The organism is Lysinibacillus telephonicus, assembly GCF_039654155.1.
GTDB lineage: Bacteria > Bacillota > Bacilli > Bacillales_A > Planococcaceae > Ureibacillus > Ureibacillus telephonicus.
Map to the genome: position 1 here is coordinate 3,341,750 of NZ_CP155468.1, position 22,900 is coordinate 3,364,649.

The 22,900-nt window shown below is 34.6% G+C and carries 28 protein-coding genes; 6 read left to right on the forward strand and 22 right to left on the reverse strand.

What is annotated here, in order from left to right:
- Positions 1 to 73: 73 nt before the first annotated feature.
- Complete coding sequence (locus MKY04_RS16225; RefSeq protein WP_346234736.1) at positions 74 to 811, forward strand: hypothetical protein; 738 nt, start codon at positions 74 to 76, stop codon at positions 809 to 811.
- Between the two features lie 639 nt (positions 812 to 1,450).
- Here the strand turns inward: MKY04_RS16225 and MKY04_RS16230 are convergent.
- Both MKY04_RS16230 and MKY04_RS16235 read right to left on the reverse strand, forming a co-directional pair.
- Positions 1,451 to 2,500 (reverse strand): site-specific integrase, encoded by a 1,050-nt coding sequence (locus MKY04_RS16230; protein WP_346234737.1) that lies wholly within the window; start codon positions 2,498 to 2,500, stop codon positions 1,451 to 1,453.
- A gap of 145 nt (positions 2,501 to 2,645) precedes the next feature.
- Complete coding sequence (locus MKY04_RS16235) at positions 2,646 to 3,020, reverse strand: iron-sulfur cluster assembly accessory protein (RefSeq protein WP_346234738.1); 375 nt, start codon at positions 3,018 to 3,020, stop codon at positions 2,646 to 2,648.
- 197 nt (positions 3,021 to 3,217) lie between these two features.
- Between MKY04_RS16235 and MKY04_RS16240 the strand changes: the two genes are divergently transcribed.
- Positions 3,218 to 3,919 (forward strand): DUF2225 domain-containing protein, encoded by a 702-nt coding sequence (locus MKY04_RS16240; RefSeq protein WP_346234739.1) that lies wholly within the window; start codon positions 3,218 to 3,220, stop codon positions 3,917 to 3,919.
- Positions 3,920 to 4,037: 118 nt separating this feature from the next.
- Here the strand turns inward: MKY04_RS16240 and MKY04_RS16245 are convergent, their stop codons facing one another.
- Positions 4,038 to 4,274, reverse strand: coding sequence for a NifU family protein (locus tag MKY04_RS16245; protein WP_126294251.1), 237 nt, complete (start codon positions 4,272 to 4,274; stop codon positions 4,038 to 4,040).
- An 83-nt stretch (positions 4,275 to 4,357) separates the two neighbouring features.
- Here MKY04_RS16245 and MKY04_RS16250 point away from each other — a divergent pair, with 83 nt between their 5' ends.
- Positions 4,358 to 4,687, forward strand: coding sequence for a YuzD family protein (locus MKY04_RS16250; RefSeq protein ID WP_126294252.1), 330 nt, complete (start codon positions 4,358 to 4,360; stop codon positions 4,685 to 4,687).
- Between the two features lie 135 nt (positions 4,688 to 4,822).
- On the opposite strand, the gene MKY04_RS16255 is transcribed toward MKY04_RS16250, so the two are convergent.
- Entirely contained in the window at positions 4,823 to 5,896 is a 1,074-nt protein-coding gene (locus tag MKY04_RS16255) for an NAD(P)/FAD-dependent oxidoreductase (protein WP_126294253.1), read from the reverse strand.
- 194 nt (positions 5,897 to 6,090) lie between these two features.
- On the opposite strand from MKY04_RS16255, the gene MKY04_RS16260 reads away from it, so the two are divergent.
- Positions 6,091 to 6,327 carry a YuzB family protein gene (locus MKY04_RS16260; RefSeq protein WP_126294254.1) on the forward strand — a complete coding sequence of 79 codons (237 nt, stop codon included), beginning with the start codon at positions 6,091 to 6,093 and terminating at the stop codon, positions 6,325 to 6,327.
- 122 nt (positions 6,328 to 6,449) lie between these two features.
- Here the strand turns inward: MKY04_RS16260 and MKY04_RS16265 are convergent, their stop codons facing one another.
- Together MKY04_RS16265 and MKY04_RS16270 are read right to left on the reverse strand one after the other, a co-directional pair.
- Positions 6,450 to 7,214, reverse strand: a complete 765-nt coding sequence (locus tag MKY04_RS16265) for a TIGR01457 family HAD-type hydrolase (RefSeq protein ID WP_126294255.1) — start codon at positions 7,212 to 7,214, stop codon at positions 6,450 to 6,452.
- The gene (locus tag MKY04_RS16270) at positions 7,214 to 7,663 is read right to left on the reverse strand and encodes a DUF86 domain-containing protein (RefSeq protein WP_346234740.1); all 450 of its coding nucleotides are present in this window, start codon (positions 7,661 to 7,663) and stop codon (positions 7,214 to 7,216) included. Before MKY04_RS16270 ends, MKY04_RS16265 begins: the two co-directional genes overlap by 1 nt.
- 92 nt (positions 7,664 to 7,755) lie before the next feature.
- On the opposite strand from MKY04_RS16270, the gene MKY04_RS16275 reads away from it, so the two are divergent.
- A complete protein-coding gene (locus MKY04_RS16275; RefSeq protein WP_126294257.1) occupies positions 7,756 to 8,022 on the forward strand; it encodes a DUF3055 domain-containing protein in 267 nt (88 codons plus the stop codon).
- 161 nt (positions 8,023 to 8,183) lie between these two features.
- On the opposite strand, the gene MKY04_RS16280 is transcribed toward MKY04_RS16275, so the two are convergent.
- From MKY04_RS16280 to MKY04_RS16310, 7 genes are all read right to left on the reverse strand, one after another.
- Positions 8,184 to 8,534, reverse strand: a complete 351-nt coding sequence (locus MKY04_RS16280) for a YutD family protein (protein WP_126294258.1) — start codon at positions 8,532 to 8,534, stop codon at positions 8,184 to 8,186.
- A gap of 49 nt (positions 8,535 to 8,583) precedes the next feature.
- Positions 8,584 to 9,504 carry a lipoyl synthase gene (gene lipA, locus MKY04_RS16285; RefSeq protein WP_126294259.1) on the reverse strand — a complete coding sequence of 307 codons (921 nt, stop codon included), beginning with the start codon at positions 9,502 to 9,504 and terminating at the stop codon, positions 8,584 to 8,586.
- 101 nt (positions 9,505 to 9,605) lie between these two features.
- The gene (gene yunB, locus MKY04_RS16290; RefSeq protein ID WP_126294260.1) at positions 9,606 to 10,388 is read right to left on the reverse strand and encodes a sporulation protein YunB; all 783 of its coding nucleotides are present in this window, start codon (positions 10,386 to 10,388) and stop codon (positions 9,606 to 9,608) included.
- A 41-nt stretch (positions 10,389 to 10,429) separates the two neighbouring features.
- Entirely contained in the window at positions 10,430 to 11,533 is a 1,104-nt protein-coding gene (locus MKY04_RS16295) for an HD-GYP domain-containing protein (RefSeq protein ID WP_346234741.1), read from the reverse strand.
- A gap of 81 nt (positions 11,534 to 11,614) precedes the next feature.
- Positions 11,615 to 12,979, reverse strand: a complete 1,365-nt coding sequence (locus tag MKY04_RS16300) for a bifunctional UDP-sugar hydrolase/5'-nucleotidase (RefSeq protein ID WP_346234742.1) — start codon at positions 12,977 to 12,979, stop codon at positions 11,615 to 11,617.
- A 37-nt stretch (positions 12,980 to 13,016) separates the two neighbouring features.
- Entirely contained in the window at positions 13,017 to 13,838 is an 822-nt protein-coding gene (locus MKY04_RS16305) for a sulfite exporter TauE/SafE family protein (protein ID WP_126294263.1), read from the reverse strand.
- Positions 13,838 to 14,695, reverse strand: coding sequence for a DUF72 domain-containing protein (locus tag MKY04_RS16310; RefSeq protein ID WP_126294264.1), 858 nt, complete (start codon positions 14,693 to 14,695; stop codon positions 13,838 to 13,840). The genes MKY04_RS16305 and MKY04_RS16310 overlap by 1 nt, the downstream gene beginning before the upstream one ends.
- A gap of 291 nt (positions 14,696 to 14,986) precedes the next feature.
- Here MKY04_RS16310 and MKY04_RS16315 point away from each other — a divergent pair, with 291 nt between their 5' ends.
- The gene (locus MKY04_RS16315; RefSeq protein WP_126294265.1) at positions 14,987 to 15,367 is read left to right on the forward strand and encodes a hypothetical protein; all 381 of its coding nucleotides are present in this window, start codon (positions 14,987 to 14,989) and stop codon (positions 15,365 to 15,367) included.
- A 232-nt stretch (positions 15,368 to 15,599) separates the two neighbouring features.
- Here MKY04_RS16315 and MKY04_RS16320 read toward each other — a convergent pair whose 3' ends face one another.
- From MKY04_RS16320 to MKY04_RS16360, 9 genes are all read right to left on the reverse strand, one after another.
- Positions 15,600 to 15,749 (reverse strand): YezD family protein, encoded by a 150-nt coding sequence (locus tag MKY04_RS16320; RefSeq protein ID WP_126294266.1) that lies wholly within the window; start codon positions 15,747 to 15,749, stop codon positions 15,600 to 15,602.
- Between the two features lie 161 nt (positions 15,750 to 15,910).
- Positions 15,911 to 16,444: an NADPH-dependent FMN reductase gene (gene ssuE / locus MKY04_RS16325; protein ID WP_126294267.1), complete on the reverse strand. Its 534-nt coding sequence runs from the start codon at positions 16,442 to 16,444 to the stop codon at positions 15,911 to 15,913.
- A 118-nt stretch (positions 16,445 to 16,562) separates the two neighbouring features.
- Positions 16,563 to 17,513, reverse strand: a complete 951-nt coding sequence (gene cysK / locus MKY04_RS16330; protein WP_126294268.1) for a cysteine synthase A — start codon at positions 17,511 to 17,513, stop codon at positions 16,563 to 16,565.
- 207 nt (positions 17,514 to 17,720) lie between these two features.
- Positions 17,721 to 17,996: a hypothetical protein gene (locus tag MKY04_RS16335; RefSeq protein WP_126294269.1), complete on the reverse strand. Its 276-nt coding sequence runs from the start codon at positions 17,994 to 17,996 to the stop codon at positions 17,721 to 17,723.
- A gap of 13 nt (positions 17,997 to 18,009) precedes the next feature.
- The gene (locus tag MKY04_RS16340; protein WP_346234743.1) at positions 18,010 to 18,405 is read right to left on the reverse strand and encodes a riboflavin kinase; all 396 of its coding nucleotides are present in this window, start codon (positions 18,403 to 18,405) and stop codon (positions 18,010 to 18,012) included.
- Between the two features lie 135 nt (positions 18,406 to 18,540).
- Positions 18,541 to 19,611: a sulfate/molybdate ABC transporter ATP-binding protein gene (locus MKY04_RS16345; protein WP_346234744.1), complete on the reverse strand. Its 1,071-nt coding sequence runs from the start codon at positions 19,609 to 19,611 to the stop codon at positions 18,541 to 18,543.
- 13 nt (positions 19,612 to 19,624) lie between these two features.
- Positions 19,625 to 20,503, reverse strand: coding sequence for a sulfate ABC transporter permease subunit CysW (gene cysW, locus MKY04_RS16350; protein WP_126294272.1), 879 nt, complete (start codon positions 20,501 to 20,503; stop codon positions 19,625 to 19,627).
- Positions 20,504 to 20,519: 16 nt separating this feature from the next.
- Positions 20,520 to 21,356 carry a sulfate ABC transporter permease subunit CysT gene (gene cysT / locus MKY04_RS16355; protein ID WP_126294273.1) on the reverse strand — a complete coding sequence of 279 codons (837 nt, stop codon included), beginning with the start codon at positions 21,354 to 21,356 and terminating at the stop codon, positions 20,520 to 20,522.
- Positions 21,357 to 21,504: 148 nt separating this feature from the next.
- Positions 21,505 to 22,545: a sulfate ABC transporter substrate-binding protein gene (locus MKY04_RS16360; RefSeq protein WP_126294274.1), complete on the reverse strand. Its 1,041-nt coding sequence runs from the start codon at positions 22,543 to 22,545 to the stop codon at positions 21,505 to 21,507.
- Positions 22,546 to 22,900: the final 355 nt, after the last annotated feature.

Consider the following 22,900-nt stretch of genomic DNA (forward strand, 5'->3'; position numbering starts at 1 on the left):
CTCTCTTATTGATAATGGATATTTATGTTAATATTTATATTATATAAATTTAACTGGATAGAGGTTGATACTAATGAACAATAGAATTCCAATCATCGAAAGTTATATTAATCAAAAACTAACTTCATATAAAAAATTTATGTTAATAGAGAAAATGCCTACATTTCAATTAGTAATAGACGAAACCAAAATTACTGCATCACATAATTATAATGTACAAACTGATAAACATTCACTAATAGTTGGTCCTAATATTATAAATAAAAATATGGAATATATATTATTCCATGAGTTTACACATATGTATGATGTAATTACTTTTTCAGCTAAAAACCCTGATGTTTATTTTGCCAATCGTGGATATACAGAATACCATGCTTCACAGATTGAATTATTAAAACTATTAGGTGCAAGGGATGTAAATGATAACGTAACTTTTTCCTTAACACAACCTATTGAAACAATCTTCGGAAATACTACACTTTTAGAATATATATTAAAGCTTCGTGATACAGTTAGAGAAGAGATTTGCGAAATAAATTTCCCAGGCAGTATTGCTTCACTATCAAGTGCATTAGGTATGATATTTAACCATTTAGGAAGAATTTCTATATGCCGTTTATATGCTAGTGATTATGATCTTTTCAAAAAGGAGTTAGAGGAATTAGACTTTGCAATATCATTTTTAGGGGAAAACTTTCTAAAAATAATCTCAATTGCAAAGGGGTTTTTAAATAATAAAGAAATAGCGGATTTTGCTATATTATTTTATCCAATTGCTTACGAGTTAATAAAGAAATATGATTTCTAATATTTTTCAGTTTTAACTTCAATTAGTTGACAATTTTTTAGTTTTATCACAACATGAAGCCGGAATTGAGGACAACGGCTCGGCGCAATTCGTCTGCCTACACGCTGACAAAACGTATATTAACGTATTATCAGTCATGTAAGCTAGGCGATTGCAAACGTCCATGAATCCATCATTTGAGGAATCCGTATCGTATGCCGTATGTTATCGCGAATCTTTCGACTCAACACGTCTACTAATCTACTTCTGCCCCCGATAGTTCTTGCATTATTGCAATGTGTGACGCGTCCTACAACGCCCGTAAGCGTTCAGACCTTCCTCTCCTAGCCATTAATGGTCGCTAACACCATTCGGACAACAAGCGCACATACGGCGACGCTTATAAGCTGTCCTATCCGAATTTATTGCGATAGCTCGGCACACTTGACGTGTTTTTTAACGTCGCTTAACGGCTGCTCGACGTGAGTTTTTCCTAAAAAAGACAATAGGAAACTAGACGTTTGCCATATCGCTTTTTTCGCGATATAATAAACGCATTGGAACTCGTATTTAATTTGCGATTGGTCTCGTATTTTTATCTGCGAGTGTATATGTTGTCTAGTCGTCGGTATTCGTAGTACCGGCGGCTTTTTCTATTTTTTAACGAATCTTCTTTTTCAATTTTCTTAGCGGTGAATACTCTAAATGTTTGATTCTTACATCACCATCTGTCATTTGTACATATCTACGTGTCATATGAATGCTGGAATGGCCCAAAATACGCATAAGCGTATATGGATCACCGCCATTTAATATAAAATTCCTTGCAAACGTATGTCGCCAGGTATGCGCCGTACTTCGTATCTCCTTACCTACTCCAGTTATATCTCCATAATACTTCAAACGTTTATTCATCTGAGTATCACGCACTTCTTCACCGTAACAAGATAAAAAAATCCGTTTAGCCTGCGGAAAATGTTGTTTATTCTCGTCTATTAATTCGAATAGAAGTTTTAAAGTTTCTTGCGAGATTGGTACAACTCGATATCGACGATTCTTATTAAACTCCGCCCCTAAATGAATACATCGTGTTTTAACATCGATTGATTCGGGAGTGATTGAAAGCAATTCGTTCATACGCATTCCAGTATCAAGTAAGCATATTTGGAATACATAATCACGGAATCCAACGTAAGTCCGTTGATCACATGCGTTTAATAAAGCCTCTATCTGCTCGTCCGTAAATGATTCGATTTTGTCAATATCGTCTTTTTGACATTTGATATTATCCATCGGATTAATACGAACCATATTCTCTGCTCTCCAGAAATTAAAGGCGACTTTTAGGTTTCTAATCCGCATATTAATCGTTGCAGTAGCTAATCCTTTTCCGTAATCACCGTCCATATATTTATGATTTTTATACCTCGGTGCTTCTTCCGTTAAATAACGGATATATTCACGACACATAGTCGAAGTTACCTCGTTTACATACCGCACCTTATATCCTGCTTCGAATAACCATTCAGTAAAATATCGCCAAGTACTAGAATAGTCATCTTGAGTTCTTTTACGGATACCTTCGCCTACTTTAGCCGTTATAAAATAGTTCCAAGCGTCAGTAAGACCGATTTTATGAACGGTGTATGACGATTCGTTTTCTCGATTTGCTACTTTAGCTCTACGTTGTTTTATTGAACGTTCGGACATGAAAAAAGCGCTCCCTTCCGTATCGTTATTTCAATACGTAAGAAAGCGCTGTTTAGCGTTAATATTCAAATGTCCGAGAATAACCGACTAACACGTTTACGAGGTAAATACGTAAGCATGACCGTCTAGTTGTCCGCTAACATATTTACTCACAAACCTCTGGCGTACCTTCAACTTTAGCCGTTCTGAAAGACGTTCCACAGCCGCAAGATGCGATGGCGTTTGGATTGTCGATGGTAAAGCCTCCGCCCATTAATGATTGCTTATAATCAATTTTCGTTCCCATTAAGATTGGTGCATCTTCACGGGAAACAAGAATTTTTAAACCGTATTGTTCATCTATAAAATCATCTTCATTTTGATTTTGATCAAAATTCATGCCATATGATAATCCACTGCAACCTCCGCCATGTACAGCGACACGTAAAAATGAACCTTCTTCTTCATTATGTTGCTGCATTTCCTTAACACGAAATGCTGCTGCTTCCGTTAACACTATTACTTGTTTTTCACTTGTCATCCCATTCACCTTCCTTCTAATTAATATGATACCAAGGACATTTACAAAAAGAAAGCTTTGTGCACCTGCCTTAATATTATTGCAAGTATCCATCATTTATTATAAATATTTTATAAACAGTAAATTTTAATCAGTCAATTCATCAAAATAATTGCTATAATAGTCTTATAAAATTTATCTGAAAGGGGGCAAATTGTATGGAAGTATCTCCGTATTATGAGAAAAAAGTAGACTGTCTCTGTTGCAAAAAAACGTTTCCAACGTACAAAGTTCGTTCTAAGTCCATAAAAGTAGATCATACAGATACAGATTTCTGCCCTATTTATTCTGATTCGAACGTCAATGCTTTATTCTATAATATATTCGTATGTGAACATTGTGGTTTTTCATTTACAGAGGACTTTTCAAAATACTTTGCACCTGGTACTCGAGAGGTTATTGAAGAGCAAATTACGAAAAAATGGGTTCCACGCAGTTTTAATGGTGAACGCACCATTGATCAGGCGATTGAGTCCTATAAATTAGCATTTGTGAGTGGTATGTTAAAAAAAGAAAAAGCAGTTTCACTTGCAGGCCTTGCATTGCGCATTGGTTGGTTATATAGAAGTCTAAAAAATGAAGAACAAGAAAACCGGTTTATAAAAATTGCACGAGATCAATATATTGAATCATTTTCAACTGAAGATTATAAAGGTACTCAAATGTCAGATACACGAATTATGTATATGATTGCAGAGCTTTCAAGACGCATTGGAGATTTGGATGATGCAACTCGCTTCTTCTCAAAAGTGATAGAAAGTCAACGTATTGATGGAGGAGAAGCAAAACTAGTTGATCTTGCCAAAGAGCAATGGCAATTAGTCCGAGAACAACGAGAAAAAGAAAGATCGGCTATATGATTAAAAAATTTTATCTTCATCTGACAACGTCCGCACTTAATGAGTGTTGCAAAACACTTCACAATTAACAAAAAACTAACGTTTACAATCTAGTTGTAAACGTTAGTTTTTTTATTCATTAAAATACTTGTTCAACTTCAACAATGCCTGGAACTTCTTCTAAAAGGGCACGTTCAATACCTGCTTTTAAAGTAATTGTAGAACTTGGGCAGCTTCCGCATGCGCCTAATAGGCGTAAACGAACAATACCGTCTTCTACATCTACTAATTCACAGTCCCCTCCATCTCGAAGTAAAAACGGACGTAATTTATCTAAAACTTCTTGCACTTGTTCTTTTTGTTCTAAATCTGTCATTTCTCTCGACTCCTTTCATTAAAATTATTATAATGTGAAGAAACGAAAAAATCCATTATTCCGTTATGAAAGGTTGTTAATCTATGAAAGAAAATAATCCCATAATAGAAGTTTTTGGTGCTGATGTTATTTGCGCAAGCTGTGTCAATGCACCATCATCAAAAGATACATACGAATGGCTGCAGGCTGCTATCAGTCGAAAATTTCCAAACCAATCATTTTCCATTCGTTATATAGATATTGAACAACCTCTTGACAGTGAACGCGATAAAGAGTGGGCTGAGCGTATTAATAATGATGAATTTTTCTACCCACTTGTATTAATCAATAATGAAGTAATTGGTGAAGGTTATATACAAATTCAACCAATTTTCTCCACGTTGGAGAAATTAGGATTTACTTCTACTGAATAAGTATTTTATTCCTACTGTATTTCCATCCTCATCGCAATTCCTCTGCGACGAAGACCTTAGTGACAGTTGTAAAGAGGGCAGACTTTTCAGCCGCCCTCTTTCTTATTATGTTCAGTAATTGATGATTATAAGCTGTTATTGAGAATCGTTTTGTCGTTTATACATCCATAATAGACCAGATTTCATCAAACGTGCGATTCGGCCTGTTACTGTTGTATCTGCTAAATGTACAAAACCTTGCTTCTTGCCAAGAGAACCCATGAAACCTTTTAGCTTAATTTCTGGCATTTTTTCAGGAAGTGCTTCATTGTTCCAACGATGTTTCAATACTTTTACGATGCGTTCTCCTTGTTCTTCTGCCAGTTGGGCACTTGCTGGTAAATCAGAAGAAGCACAGTCACCAACTACAAACACATTTTCGTCATCAATTAATTGGAAATACTGGTTAACGAGTGGGCGGCCTTTTTTATCTTTTTCTGCATCCATTTCACGAACAATTTTTACAGGACGTACGCCAGCTGTCCATACAACTGCATCAACTTCAATTACTTCTTCGTGGTTATATAAACGCGTAGGCTCTACCTTTGTGATATTTGATTCAGCAATTACATCTACATTGTTTTTTACAAACCAGTCTTTTACGTATTTGCTTAGTTTCTCTGGGAATGCACGTAAAATTCGATCTGAACGGTCAAATAATTTTATTTTTAAATCCGAGCGACTTTCACGCAGTTCACTTGCTAGCTCAATACCACTTAAACCTGCTCCGACAATACCAACTACAGATCCTGGTGGTAAACCGCATAATTTTTCAAATGTAGTACGTGATTTTGCAATCGTTTGGATGCTATAGCTGTTTTCTTCTGCTCCTGGAACACCGTGGTAATCATCTTCACAACCCAATCCGATGACTAAATCATCATATGGAATTACTTGACCATCTTCTAAAATGACAGATTTTTCTTTGCGATCAATTTTAGTAATCTCTCCATATACCATTTCTAATCGAGGGTTTTCTGGAAAGCTAACACGTACTTTTTTATCAGTTGTCGTACCTGCTGCTAGAGCATAGAATTCTGTTTTCAAACTATGAAAAGGTGTGCGGTCAATTAATGTTATCATAATGTCTTCTGGAAAGTTATTTGGCAATAAGCGAAGTAAGATTCGCATATTTCCATAACCTCCACCTAGTAATACTAGTTTTCTCATAAAATACTCCCCTACATCATTCTCTATTTTGCATATGCAAAAATGTTCACAATTTGTACATAGAGAGTATAACTTATTGTGAGATGTTTCACAATATGTTAATGAAACTTTTTGTGAATTATTTCACAAAAATTCGATTCCATTGACGAAACTTCCAAAACAGAGTAGCATGTCATTGAGTGAGGTGACAGCCCTTGAATCCATTAGTTGAGTTTTGTATAAGTAATTTAGCAAAAGGTGCTCAAGAAACTTATGAAATTTTAGAAAAAGATCCGAATATTGATGTTCTTGAATATGGCTGTTTAAGCTATTGTACAGTTTGTGATCAAACCTTCTATGCACTTGTAAATGGGGATATCGTAGAAGCAGATACACCTGAAGAGCTAACGAAAAAAATTTATCAATATATTGAAGAAAACCCACTATTCTAAATTAAATGGGTATTCGATTTAGCTCCTTCATAAAAAATTCCGCGTACTATTGAAGTACGCGGTTATTATTTTACCCATTAATCTCTCCAATTTTGAAGCGGAAAGCTTCCACTGAATGAAGATTAGAATTCACTTAAATCCTCAACACAGTATGTAGGTTTCAAATCTTTTTGAAGGACAGCTTCGGTACTCACAACCCCTGTATTAACATGAATTGTATCACAGCCAAAACGAATACCACAGAGAATATCCGTATCATAATTGTCCCCAATCATAACCATTTCTTCTTTTGTAAAGCCATACTCATCTTGTATAACTTCAAGCATAACTGGTGACGGTTTGCCGATAAAAATTGGCTCTGCAGATGCAACATTTGCTACTAGCCGCACAAACGAGCCATTGCCAGGCAATAAACCGAACTCCGATGGGAACTTGATATCTTCATTCGTTCCAATTAATTTAGCACCATTCTGAACTGCAATAGAGGCTTTTGCTAGTTTCGCATAATTTATTGTACGATCAATTCCCATTACGATTACATCTGGCTGTTCATCCTCATGAGCGATTTCAATACCTTCCGCGTCCAATGCAAAGCGCAGCCCATCTGAGCCAATCATGTGTATTTTTGCATCTCTATAATTCTGCGACACATATTTAGCCGTAGTTAAAGCACTCGTATAGATACGCTTAGTCGGAACTTCCAAGCCAATGTTCAGCAATGCCTCCTGTAATTGCATCGGTGTTTTGGAAGCATTATTTGTTACTAAAAAATAATCAATATTTTGCTGTTGTAATTTGTGAATGAAACGAACAGCAGATTCAATCCCGTCTTTTCCGCGATATACTGTGCCATCTAAATCAAAACAATATGCTCTATACTGTTTCATTACTCTTTCTCCGGTAAAAAAGCAGATACAGGTCCAAGCTCATTTTCTAAATAGTTTCTTACCAAATCCGGGAATTGCTTTATCGCCTGTAAGCTCTCTTGTAATACGTTTAAAACCTGTTCATTATCCACTTGAACAAATTCTCTAACTAACATTTTTCGTAAGCCTACAACGTCTTTTAATGGCTTTTCCATCTCTGTTGTAACGACCTTTTCGTCAATCAAAATATCTATTATGTCATCATAGCTTCCTGGATCACGCATAATAAATCCATCGATAATTAAATTTCCTACATCCATCATCGATTCCATTACATTATGGCCAATTCTTTGTAATGCTAATTTAGAGATATCATCTCTCAGCCAGTTATCTTCTTTTTCGAAGATGGCTACTAGCTCATCTAAATGCTTTAACGTGATGCTAATTTTATTTCGATCTACAAAATACATAGATAAATCCCCCAATCAAATCTTTAAAAGTTGATAGTCGTTTCTTTTCTATAGTAACATATTATATAGATTTGGAAGGAGTACTAAACAATATGGAGCGTTTTTTCTTATATGATGATGTTGAAGATACAAAAACGAGATTTGTAAGCTTTACTGGCAAAAAACTGCGCTATGATTTAGCAATTATGCAATCAACTCGATTTTTCGGAAAAGTGCTTGTTTTAGATATGCAGTTTGGACGATTTGCAATTATCGGTCCAGATGACCTAGACGAGCCAGGCTACCTAGAATTCGCCTTTAACAAAACTGAAGAAGAGGCTGAAGATTTACGGGAATATTTGACTGAATTACTGGCTTAGCTAAGTAAGTGGCAAAAAAGTTATTTTGGGGTGATGACATATATCGTAACCTCCAATGAACACCCTTCCGAGGACGGGGACAGTTTCAATCACATTAAAAGATTACTTCTAGGAAAACAGAAGGGCTGTACAGAAATTTAGTTTCTGTACAGCCCTTTATTTTATTGCTCAATTTCTTCTGCCTCTTGTTCGAGTAAATCTCCTTCTATTCTTGCGGACGATGCAAGGTGTTTTGGAGCTTTCCCAGTCTTACGAAGAACAAAATAAGCACAGCCAAAATTACAATATTCAAATAAATAATCTTCAAAAGTACTAATTTTTGTATCAAAAGTCGCCTTTTGATTTTTATCGTCAAAAAAACCTTTTAATCGCAGCTGGCCATATCCCCAGTCACCTGCAATATAATCGTACTTAGCTAATATATCTGAATAGCGTGCTAAAAATGCCTCCTCATCAAATCCATCTCGGACATTTTCGATAATTTCGTATGCATAGCCTTCTGCAATAATCATCGAAACTCCTCCTATTCTATTTACATTGTGTCAAAAAGGAAGTAATTATTTATTTCGCTTCAGCTTGGAGTTGTCTTGTTTTCGTTGCTTCGTTTACTTGTTCATCTGCATGATAACTGCTTCGAACTAATGGTCCAGCCTCACAATGTTTAAACCCTTTTTCCATTGCGATTTTTCGAAGTTTTCCAAACTCTAAAGGAGTATAATATTTTTTCACCGGCAAATGTTTTTTAGTTGGCTGTAAATATTGTCCGATTGTCATAATATCAACATTATTTGCTCTAAGGTCATCCATTACTTCTAAAATTTCATCCCATGTTTCTCCTAAACCAATCATTAATGAAGATTTAGTTGGAATTTCTGGCTGCATCTCTTTAGCTCTTCTTAGAAACTCCAATGAACGGTCATATTTTGCACGCGCACGAACTCTTGGAGTTAAACGGCGAACTGTTTCAATATTATGGTTTAAAATATCTGGCTTTGCATCCATTACCAGTTTTAAATTTTCTTCAACGCCGCCAAGATCGGATGGCAGTACTTCTATAGAAGTTTGAGGTGTTTTTCGTCTAATTGCTTTTACTGTTTCTGCAAGTACCCCTGCCCCTCCATCTTTCAAATCATCACGGGCAACCATTGTAATAACAACATGTTTTAAATTCATAATTTCTACTGAATCAGCAACGCGTTCTGGTTCAGCTAAATCTAATTCGTTTGGTAAACCTGTTTTAACAGCACAAAACCGACAGGCACGTGTACAAACAGCACCAAGGATCATCATTGTTGCAGTTCTTCTTTCTCCCCAACATTCGTGAATATTTGGGCAGCGCGCTTCCTCACAAACAGTATGTAAGTTTTTTTCGCGCATTAATTTTTTTAAGCCTTTATATTCGTCATTTGTATTTAATTTTATTTTCAACCATTCAGGTTTACGTAAAATTTCATCTTTTTCACTAGTAGGTTTACTTGTCATTAATATCATCCCCTATTAAGATACATACTGATGTCAATGTAACATATTCCTACAAATGAAAACAACTAACTTACTTAATTTAGTTTATCAATTAATAAATTCTATTGTCCGTCATAAGGAACTGGCACCTCTATCGATGGCTGTGCTCCATCTCCGCCATTGGTATAAATATTTGGTACTTGCGATCTTACTAATCCAATAGCAACCGGAATTGACTGTTCTACTGTTGATTGCTTGCTTGCAAATGGAATAATAATTTGTACATTCACTTTAAGGTCGATATTTACTTCAACCATTGCATTGTTAATTCCAAATTCCTCAATTGATTTTGAAACATCACTAGCTACGTTTCCAATAATATGAAAGCGAATTGGTACACGAGGGCCTAAGTTTCCTAATAAAGGGAGATTAAGAGCCTGAGCTATCGGTACAAAAAATACAATGCCATCCCCTTTTTGTATCTCACTCACATCATATTCAACATTTTCTAGATCCGGTAATTGGCTCAAATCACCTTGCTCTGCAAGTTCTAAATGTTCTTTTACGAGAGTAACAGTTTCGGCTCGAACTTGATTAATAATTTCTGTGTTAAATCGTGTCGTTAGCATGTAATCCGATTCAGACGGTAAATCTTCAATAATCTCATTAATGTCCAGAACCCTCGAAGTTCGAGCATTAATAGCTTTACTTACTACATGAGAAGCAATCTTGAAGGTTTGTACCTCTGCATATTCCAAATACGTTGGCATTAATCGAGCATTCAAAATATATAGAAAAAACGTAACAGCAATGACGAAGCTCGCAATAAATAATGTAAAACGATTTAACTTCCTACGTCTTTTCCGTTTATAAAACTTCATTTTTCTTGGTTGACGGTAAAACAAAAAATCTCCTCCTGTTCCAATTTATGAACAAGAGGAGCAACCTATTCGATATCAGCTACATAATCTACTTCTACCTTTTCAACAATGATTTCTGGGTACTCAACTAAATTAATAGTATATGGGCTGTTTAATATCGTATTATTTTCTTCGAATATTCGAATATATGGCAATTCAGGTTTATGTAAATTTTGCTTTGCTACTATTCCGCGGCGGCCATCCGACAATAACAATATCGTCCCGTTCGGATAGTGAACAATACTGCGTTTAAACGCATCAACTATATGCTTATCAAAAATGGTACCGCTACCAGATTCGATAATCTTTATTCCTTCAGATGGAAGCATTTTCTGTCGATATACACGATTAGAGGTTACAGCATCAAAAACATCAGCTACAGCAATTATTTTCGCATATGGATGCATTTCGGCCCCTGATATTCCTCGAGGATACCCACTCCCATCAATCCTTTCGTGATGTTGAAACGCACAATGTGCAACAAGAAGTGATACAGTATGTAAATTACGCAAAATATCGAAGCCAAAACGGGTATGCTGCTTTATTACTTCATATTCATCGTCCGTTAAACTTCCCTCTTTAAATAAAATATCTGGTGGAATGACTAGTTTTCCGATATCATGCAGCATTGCACCAATTCCAATTACTCGTAAATCTTCAGAAGAATAACCTAATTCCTTTGCAATCGCAATTGAATATAATGTTACTTGAAATGAATGCTGATATAAATATTCGTCATAAATTAATGTATCAGTTAATACCGTTAAAACTTCGTCGCTTTTTACAATCGTTGTAAGCAAATCATCAACAATCTCTCCGATAACCTTTGACTGTTTATCTATAACTAGAGATGCTGATTGGCTGTTTAAGCCCTTTACTTTATTAAAAGAAGTAGTTATTTTTTTAATAGCATTTGTTCGTACTTCCGGTAAAATAGATTCCTCAATAATAATTCCATCCGATATTTTGTCTTCAATGTACAAATACTGGATTCCTAATTCCTTTAATCTACTAATGATTCCATCTGTTACGACAACATCTTTTTGCAATAAAGGAAGTCCAGCCTCATTCCATATGGTCTTTCCAACTACCATTTGTGATTTTAGTGCATTGATTGATATTAAACGCATAGATGTTACCCCAATTCTAGTTCAATAACGAGCCATAAAAAATATCCAATGTAAAAATATTAAAGATTTTCACATTCATTGTCAATTAAAGGTTTTTTTCCCATAGTCAATGAATATATCTCTTAAAAACATTGGTAAATAATATTTTTTCTTAGCGTATTTAAATGTCGGAAAAAAATAGCCGAATGTAAACATATCGAGTGTTGCTAAATGATATATTTTATTTAAATCAGCAGCTTCGCCTCTTACAATTAGTTCACGTTTATTGTTAACAGAGAACTCATATGTAAGCATTTTGCCAAATATAGAACCTCTAAATCCTAACCCTTTTAATTCAAACAGCGGCCATTCTTCATTTTGTGCTTGCAAATAAACTTCCTTTAGCTCTCTACCAGTTAATTCAATTACACAAAGATTAATCGGATGCGGCAAAATTTTATGAATATCATAATTTGTAATGGTCCCTTTTTTTAAACTATCGAGTAAAATACCTGCATTAAACATCGTGCAGTCTGCATTAGTGAAATCTAGTACAGATTGTGCGAATAGTTTTGACAGTTGAGAGTAATGAAACCATTCTTTATTATAATATTTTGCAGTTTGAAATATTGGCGTTTGTAAAAGCTGTTTCCCCGTTTCCGAAATCTCCTCCAAAAACTTCCCTTCTCCTTCAATTTCAGGAAGAAGTGCATTTTCGATTACCATTTCTTCTTTTTTGATGATTTTTTTCGATTCATGATCAAATTGCAAAGTTAAATGTCCTGTATATTGGCCAAATTTGCCACAACCAGTTAATAGTACATGATTGACTAGTTTTCCTTCATCAAGCAAATGGTGTGTATGGGAGCCAAAAATAACATCTATAGAGCTGCATTCACTCGCTAACAATTCATCCTCTGTTATCCCTAAGTGCGATAAACAAACAACAATATCTACTTCATCTTTCAATTGTTCAGCAAGCTTTTTTAACACTTTTCTAGGCTCTGTTAGTCGCCAATTTAGTTCATTATAAAATACATCAAATAATGCAGTAGCACCAATAACCCCAATATTTGTTCCATACTTTGTTGTTAAAATTGTGTATGGCTTTAACCATTTTGGGGCGTCTCCCTTTATAGGCTCTATATTTGCAGCGACTACTTCAAAATTTGCATCATCATATAAAGAGTACAATTCTTCAAAAGATAATGTAATCCCTTCATTATTTCCTATAGTTACGACATCATATTGTGCTTCATTTAAAAGCTGAACATTGCCCTTTCCGAGTGTTGCCTCTGTATAAATATTTGAACGGTCAAGATGATCACCGATATCAAATAAAAAGCTTGGTTCACCAAGTTTTGCATATTCTAGACGCTGCTTTTTTATAAAGGCTTGCATTCTTGTCCAATATTCAAAATGACTATGTACATCATTCGTATGAAATATATGAATTGTTTCAAGCATGCTGCTCACCATCTTTTCAATAATCAATTATTTTTCGTTAAAATAAACCATCCAAAATCGAACGTATGCCCAGTAATAATAAAATTATCCTTAAAGCTATTACGAGCGTTTCTGATTTCATTTTTTTATTTAATGCTGCACCAATTTTCGCACCAATATATGCTCCAATAATAACTGGAAGAGTATAAATCCAAGGAACATTTCCTAAGTAAATATGGCTTGCTGAATTTGCTAATGATGTTAAAAATACCATGAACATCGAAGTTGCCACTGCAACATGTGGTGGAAATTGAAATAATAATAGCATTGCTGGCACTAATAAAGAACCTCCACCAATACCAAACAGCCCTGAAGTGAGCCCTACTACAAATGTAAGTAAAATTGCAAACCAAATAGGATAGCCGTAAATTTGTTTTGTTCCATCAGGCTCGATAAATTCTCTCTTTATTCCATTATCCACAAACCAGCTAATTGGTTTTAATTTATCTCTTACAAGCAATATAAATGATAGGATAATTAACCATATTCCAAAGTATAAATTAAATGATGGTAAATCTAGTCCTTTATTAATCCATGCACCTACCATCGTACCTGGTATACTTCCAATAAAGAAAATTAAACCACTTTTATAATCTACTGTTTTGGATTTCATATAGGAAAGTGTTGAGGACAGCCCAATAAAAATCATCATAATTACGGATAATCCAACAACAGATTGTGGTGTTATATTAGGGATATATCCGAGATTATTCCCGATAAATAAGGTTGCTGGTACTAAAATAACTCCCCCGCCAAGCCCAACTACCGAACCGATAACACCCGCACATAATGCAATAATTACTAGTAAAAAAAACTCCATTACAAATCTCCTTCAAACATGTCTAATTGTTTTGGTGATAACCCGCTATATTCAATTTTTAAAATTTGCTGTAATCGTTTTGCATTATTAGCCGCATGATGTCCGGAATTATTATTAAATAATACAAATACGTCATTACATTGTTGTTGAAGGTCATCTATACATCTTGCTAGACCTTGAAGTTCTTCTTCATTGTAATCATATAAAAATCGCACTTCGCGCCAATTCGAGTTATTTCCTGCATTGCGCCAACCATGAATGTTGCGTCCATGTATTCTTAATAGGACTTTATCTGATGTTGCAATTGGAACTAGAGGAATTGATCCAGTACCAGCCTGAGGTTCATCACAAACAGTGTGGATACATTCATTTTCCTTTAAAAATTGAAGCGTCTTTTCTTTCATGGCATCGCTGTACCATGTTTGATTTCGAAACTCAATTGCTATGGGAAAATCACTTAGCTGCTCCTTGATGTAACGAATATATTGTATATTTTTAGAGCTACAGTCATACCATGGGGGAAATTGAACAAGTACCATGCCTAATTTTCCCGCTCTTTTGAATGCATCAACACTTTCCTTAAACGCATTCATCATGTCATTCCTAGATTCAAAGGGTAGGTCCCCTCTTAAATGACCTGTTATTCCTTGATAAGCTTTTACAATAAATTGAAAGTTTGACGGTGTTTCGATGCACCACTTTTCAACATTTTGGACAGAAGGAATGGCATAAAAGGAAGTATCAACTTCTACAATTGGGAAATGCCCGCTATAATCAAATAATTTATCTCGACTTAAAGTTGCCGTACTATAAAGAGTTGGATGGTCCCCCCATCCAGTTAGACCAATTTTAATCATTACCTATCTCCTATTGTAAGTTACTTTATGTTTTTTCCCAAGTTTTCTCTCTTTTAGTATAAACCATAATATTAGAAAATCACGATTTTCTCCAATAATAGCAAAAATCTATGTTTTTCTTATGAAGGTATCTTTATGTACAAATTCCTCTCCCTCAAATCTATATGGGAACAAAAAATGTTGTCTATAGTGTCACATCTATTTGCCAAATTTTGCAATGAAAAAAATACATTTTAAAACACTCTTAAAATTCATAAAGTTATAAAATATAAGAACAAGGAGGTTTGTTGAATGACAATTAAAAGAATTTATTTAGTTTTTTTGATAATCTCTATGTGCGTATTATTAATTGGATGTTCAGATAAAACTTTAACTTTTTCAGGAGTTAGTGAAAATTGGTCTGTTAGTTACGAAGTTTTAATTATAGAAAATGAACGAGAAATAACGACTGCTAATTTTAAATATACAGGAAGCGAAGCAATACCTGACAAGATTGAATACTCTCTAGATAGTATGGTGGAGGGGACAAGTACGTTGGATGAAAATGGTATGTTAAAAATTAAAGGCCATAATTGTAGTGGCTGTGCATTAACAACTGAAGAACAAGAGATTAAAGCAACTATAAAATGGAATGATAATGTAGATATAATCGATTTAAAATTAAAAAAATAAATATATGTTTAGATTTTAAGAGCTTAGAAGTACTACTCAACCTATCAATAATATTTAAGAACTTAGGACATAGTATTTTAACTATCATACTTAGTATTATGGGAATTATTATCATATTATGTTGTCTACACTTTTTATATAGTTAATTTAAATTAGTTTAATATAAAAATTGGTTAGGATTTTTACCTAACCAATTTTTATTTGTCGAGCTAAATTTTTATTCATAATATACTTACTTATTTAAACGAATTTTTTCATTTTTTTCTATTTGTACAATTTGATCATCATGAACAACAAGGGTGATTGACCCATAATTCATGGAAGTAAGCATGTTCTCAATATTTCTTAACACTAGTCGAATATTTTCTTGCTTTTTAGTCATGGACTTCATCCCTTCTAAAATATTAATTATTATCAAAAAAGCTCTTAAAACCATGTGAGATGGAAATTAAGAGCCTCTAGAAATCTAGTCAGCTATTTTATTAAAAAAATATGAAAAGTGATTGTCAGCCTTAACTATTAACTTTTAAAATTAACGAGAAATTAAACGAACGCTCTTGAAGAAAGTACAACTTGTAATTCGTTTGTTAACCGCGTTAATGCTTCCTCTTCAATACGATAGCTGCCATCTTCTAACCTTTCAATTTGCTTATCCACAATATAAACTGAATTAAAGACTTCAGTTGCACCTAATACCGAAAGTACTGGTTTTAATGTATATTCAAGAGCTAACAAATGTGCTAAAGAGCCTCCAACTGCAACAGGAATGACCTTTTTCCCAACTAATATCTTTTGGGGCAGTAAATCGAGATAGGTTTTCAAAATTCCTGAAAAAGATGCTTTATAAATCGGAGTTAATATAATAATGAAATTCGCATCTGCCACCAGCAAATTTGCATGCTTAACTTCCTCGCTTGAAAAGTTTGCTTTAATTAAGTCTTCGGCAGGCAAATCATGTACGAAAATGGATTGTACATGTACCTGTGCCTTCATGAAATAATCCAATATATACTGATGAACACCGCTTAAACGCGATTGTTTCTTATGATTGCCATTTATCAATACTCCTCTTACCATCTATATCCTCTCCTTAATTTCCAACTTTCCCCCAATAAATAAGGTCCCTACTTCTTTAATTAAAAAGAAATAGGGACCTTTAGTTTGACTAATCGGTCAAGCTATATTTTAAAATTAATTATTTTACTATCTCTGTTTCTATTTCATCAAATTGATATAGAGCCGTAGATAAGTAACGTTCACCATTTGATGGAACGATTGCTAATACGTTTGACCCTTTACCTAGACGCTTTGCAGTTTCAATTGCTGCGTGGATGGCTGCACCTGAAGAGATACCTACTAAAATACCTTCTTCACGCCCAACTTTACGAGCAACTTCAAATGCTGTTTCATTTTCAACTGTGAAGATTGAAGTGTACACTTCCGTATTTAGCACTTCTGGTACAAATCCAGCACCGATACCTTGAATTTTGTGTGATCCAGGTTTGCCACCAGATAGTACTGGAGAATCCTTTGGTTCAACTGCAATAATTTCAATTTCAGGGTATTTTCCTTTTAACACTTCCCCTGCACCAGTAATCGTACCACCTGTACCAATACCTGCTACAAATGCATCCAATTTTAAGCCTTCGAATGCTTCTACAATTTCAGGGCCTGTTGTAAGACGGTGTATTTCAGCATTTGCTGGGTTATTGAATTGTTGTGGCAAGAAGTAGCCGTTTACTTTTGCCAGGCTTTCTGCTTTCGCGATTGCACCTTTCATTCCTTCAGAACCAGGTGTTAATACTAACTCTGCTCCATAAGCGCGAAGTAATTTACGGCGTTCAATACTCATTGTTTCAGGCATTACTAAAATAGCTCGATAACCTTTTGCCGCCGCAACCATTGCTAAGCCAATACCTGTGTTGCCTGATGTTGGCTCGATAATTGTACCACCTGGTTTTAAAATACCATCTTTTTCAGCTGCTTCAATCATAGCAAGAGCTATCCGATCTTTTACTGAACTTCCCGGATTAAAGAACTCTAATTTTACCCAAACAGTACCTTCGTTTTCTCCTGTTGCGTGGTTTAATTTTACGATTGGTGTACGACCTACTAAATCTACAATAGAATTTGCCAATTTACTCATATTTCTCTCTCCTTTAAGACTTCAAATGCACCTTTAGTTAAACGGAAAAGAGGCACCAAATCAGTTTCTCTCTGAAATGGTGCCTCTAGTTGACTAGTTGGCATTATTAATCCCTAGTTATTTTATATACATAATAAGATTTATTAAGACAATCGTCAATAGTTTTTTTATTAACAGTTAAAATTTAATTTTTAAAATCAGAAGTCATTAATTAACAAATATCTCTCCTATACTTTGGTTCCAAAAATCATCTAGTTTTTTTGATAATCCACCTGATCCAAATTTTACTTTTGTTTCATCCGAACTGCTAAATTTCATAAACTGTAAAATCATCTTTCTTCTAACAAGAATATCGATGATTCCATTATTATAAAACCAACTATCAATTGTATTGTAAATTCCTTTATTCAAAGAAAACTGATGTTGACAAAATTGAGAAAATTGTAAATCTGGTAAATTTATCACATACTCAAATCTATCCACAACGATTTCCCCCTCACTTACTTTTTAATTCACGAAATTTTTTACGAGCATAAAAAGTATCTTCATGTATTTGCCTAATTAAGTCTTGCACATGAGGAAATTTTATTTCTTTTCGAATATAAAACAACAATTCAACCGTAATATTTTCATCGTAAATATGTTGATGAAAATTTAAAATATGAACCTCGAATGTTTTACTGTCCCCATCATTAAAAGTTGGTCTAGTCCCTACATTTAAAATTCCTAAATATCTATTTACATAGTGATATACGTAAACTCCATAAACGCCATTTTTCACTTCTACATTATCATATAATTTTAAATTAGCAGTAGGAAAACCAATCGTTCTTCCAAGCTGTTTTCCTTTTTCAACACGTCCTAATATAATCGGGTTATTAAGTTGACGCAAACTGTCTATTCCACCCTCTCCATGAAAGCGAATTGCCTTTCATAAGTATTCTTGTTTAAACAGTAGGATTAATTTTAAAAATAAATACATTAGAATAGTTTTCATACAATACTAGATTTTTTATATAAAATGAAATTAAATCGAAAAATCCTCAGGTATAAACACCCTTAATTGTTTTGGACGAATATATACAATGTCACCTTTTTTTATGTCTAATTCTTTGTAATGTTCTTTTTGTAACTCTGCTTCTAAATATTCGTCAATGTCTTCACGTTTTAATTCTATTTGAACAATGGGTCCTACAACGTGAATATGCACGATTTTTGCAGCAACCGTCTCATTGTTAACCGGCTGCTTTTCAATTTGAATATCATGTGGTCTAACATAGCCAACCGCTTCTTCATGGGAATCTAGATAAGTAGGTACACTTATTTCAAATTGTCCATGAGTTAGTTTCCCATTATGCAATCTTCCTTTAAATAGATTAACGTTCCCTAAGAAATCATAGACAAACGGACTATTTGGCCGTTCATATACCTCTTCAGGTGTGCCAATTTGTTCAATCTTCCCATTATTCATCACAATAATACGATTCGCTACATCAAGAGCTTCCTCCTGATCATGTGTTACAAAAATACTTGTAACATGGAATTCATTGTGTAATTTACGCAGCCAACGACGTAGTTCTTTTCGAACTTTCGCATCCAAAGCTCCAAAAGGTTCATCTAATAATAATACTTTCGGTTCTACAGCAAGTGCACGAGCTAACGCTACACGTTGCCGCTGCCCACCTGATAGCTGAGAGGGATATCGATCCGCTAAATTTTCAAGCTTAACAAGAGCCAATAATTCATTCACTTTCTTACTAATTTCCTCTTTTGAAGGACGAGTTTTTCTTGGACGAACTTTTAAACCATAAGCAACATTATCAAATACTGTCATATGACGAAATAACGCATAATGCTGGAATACAAACCCAACCTTTCTCTCCTTTGGGCTAACGTTTGTAATATTATGACCATCGAATAAAATTACACCTTCATCTAGCCCTTCTAAACCAGCTAAGATTCGTAAAAGGGTCGTTTTCCCCGAGCCTGATGGACCTAAAAGAGCAATTAGCTCACCTGATTCAATATCTATTGAAATATCACTTAATGCTTGAAATGAACCGAAGGATTTTGAAACGTTTTGTACTTGAATACTCATTTATTTATACCCCCTACACGTCTTTTGCTTTCCATTCAATAATATTTTTAACAATAATCGTGATAATTGCTAAAATGGACATTAATGAAGCTACTGAAAATGCAGCAGTAAATTGATACTCGTTATATAAAATTTCAATATGCAATGGCATCGTATTAGTTAGGCCGCGAATATGCCCTGATACTACAGATACAGCCCCAAATTCCCCTATTGCCCGAGCGTTGCATAAAATCAAACCATATAATAATCCCCACTTAATATTTGGCAATGTTACAAGGAAAAATGTTTTTAATCCACTTGCCCCAAGAGAAATGGAAGCCTCTTCTTCCGTAATACCTTGCATTTGCATGAGTGGAATGAGCTCTCGCGCTATAAATGGAAAGGTTACAAATATTGTCGAAAGGATAATACCAGGTAAAGCAAAGACAATTTTTATATCATGCTCAAATAGCCAATCACCAAACAATCCTTGTGCTCCAAATAACAAAATGAACACTAATCCGGCGATTACTGGAGAAACTGCGAATGGTAAATCTATTAATGTTATTAAAAAGTTCTTTCCCTTAAACGAAAATTTTGTAATAAGCCAAGCAGCCGCAATACCGAAAATCGCATTTAATGGAACTACGATTAACACTACAGTTAATGTAAGCTTAATGGCAGCAAGCGCATCAGGATGAGTAATCGATGCAACATATGTGTCCCAGCCTTTTTCAAGAGCTGTTACAAAAATTGAAATCAATGGCAAAATTAAAAAGAGTGTTAAAAATAATAATGAAATTGTTATAAGAGTCCATTTTATAAAAGCAGATTCCTGTAAGGCATAGGACTTTGATGATGTATGACTATTCGTTATTGATGCTTCATTCTTCAACTCTATTGGTTTTGTCATGAATTTGCGCCTCTCCTTATTGCTGATTAAATTTTTTATTCGTAACCCATTGAATTAGATTAATAATAAAAAGCAGCACAAACGAAGTTACGAGCATCACTGTAGCAATTGCGGTTGCTCCCACATAATCGTATTGTTCTAACTTTGTCATAATAATAAATGGAGTAATTTCAGTTTTCATTGGCATATTTCCTGCTATAAATACGACTGAACCATATTCACCTAATGCCCTTGCAAAGGCTAAAGAAAATCCAGTAATTATTGCCGGTAAAAGCTCTGGGAAAATAACCTTCGTAAACGTCTGAAATCTTGAAGCTCCAAGGCTTGCCGACGCTTCTTCTACTTCGCTGCTAAGATTTTGCAAAACCGGCTGCACTGTTCTCACTACAAAAGGTAAACCAATGAATGTGAGGGCAATAATAATTCCTAGTGGTGTAAACGAAATTTTAAAGTCAAAAAATTGTCCAATCCAGCCATTTGGTGCATAAAGAGTTGTCAGTGCAATACCAGCAACAGCTGTTGGTAATGCAAAAGGCAAATCAACAAGACCGTCTACAATTCTCTTCCCAGGAAATTGATAACGCACCAATACCCATGCGATTATTGTCCCGAAAATAACATTAATAACACCCGCCGCAGCAGCAGTACCTAAACTTAGCTTATAAGATGCAACAGCCCGTGGATGTGAAACTGTTTCGTAAAACTCACTCCAGCTCATCGACACAGTGTTGAAAAATACCATTGATAAAGGCAATAATACAATGATGCTTAAATAAAGCATCGTATACCCAAGGGTTAAGGGAAATCCAGGAATGATTGAGTTCTTTTTTCGTTTCTTTAATGTTAACTCCATATGTACCCCCTAAATTAAATAAGCATGAAAGGAGGTGTCTCCCAACTATGAGACGCCTCCCTTGTGTCAATCTATACTTCAATCAACACAATTTTTTTATATCATTCTTTTAAAACTCTAAAGCATCCTCAAAATAAATTTATTTTTGCTACTGATAGATTTCGTCAAATGTACCTCCATCAGCAAAATGTGTTTTTTGTGCTTCCTGCCAACCACCAAAATCATCTATCGTAATCAGATCTAGCGTTTCGAATTGATCCTTATATTTATCTAAAACTGTTTCATTTCGTGGACGATAGTAATTTTTAGCCGCAATTTCTTGACCTTCTTCTGTATATAGGTAATTTAAGTATGCTTCCGCAACTTCACGTGTTCCTTTTTTATCAACAATTTTGTCAACAACTGCTACTGGTGGTTCAGCTAAAATACTTAAAGACGGTGTGACAATTTCAAATTCATCCTTCTCTAATTCATTTAAGGAAAGATAAGCTTCGTTTTCCCAAGCAATTAATACATCACCGATTTCACGTTCTACAAATGTCGTAGTAGCACCACGAGCACCGGAATCTAAAACTTCAACATTTGCAAATAGTTCCTTCATAAACTGTTTAATTTTAGTTTCATCACCATTAAATTTTTTATCAGCAAAGCCCCAAGCCGCTAAGTAGTTCCAGCGGGCTCCGCCACTTGTTTTTGGATTAGGTGTAATGACTGATATATCTTCCTTCGTTAAGTCATCCCAGTCTTTTATACCTTTCGGATTTCCTTTTCGAACTAAAAATACGATTGTCGATGTATATGGTGAAGAATTTGATTCAAATTCAGTTTGCCAATCTTCATTTAGCAGCTGGCGAGCTAATGCAATTTCATCAATATCATAAGCTAGTGCTAGAGTAACAACATCAGCTTCCAAGCCATCAATTACCGCGCGACCTTGTTTTCCAGAACCTCCGTGTGATTGTTGAAACGTAACTTCTTGCCCTGTTTCTTGTTTCCAATGGGCAGCGAATGCTTCGTTAAATTCTGCATATAGTTCTCGCGTTGGATCATATGAAACATTTAGTAGTTCTACAGTTTCCTTTGATGCTTCTGCAGAAGTTCCCTCTTCTTTTTCCGCGCCACAAGCCGATAATACGATTAACAAAACTGCATTCAGAAATAGAATTAATAGCTTTTTAGATTTTTTCATCTTTTCTACTCTCCTTTTTGATTTAATTAAGAGGCTTATTTCAATCAGCAGGTTTTACTACCTACTCCCTGCCGATTAAAATAAAAAAGGCTGCAACTTCTCCTTATTGAAAAAGGAAATGCATGCAACCTTCAGTTTGTCTGATCAGTAACTATTTAGTTGTTGCTAATTAGTATCAAGATAAATTAATTAGCTTTTGCCTTAAAATTACATTAAACAAATTTATCCGATAAGTCAACAAGGAATTAAGTGAATAAATTTATTTTTTTAAAATTCCAATTCTTTATAAAAGTAAACCATTTTATAATTGACTAATACTATAAATATAGTATACTTTATAATACGATTAAGAATA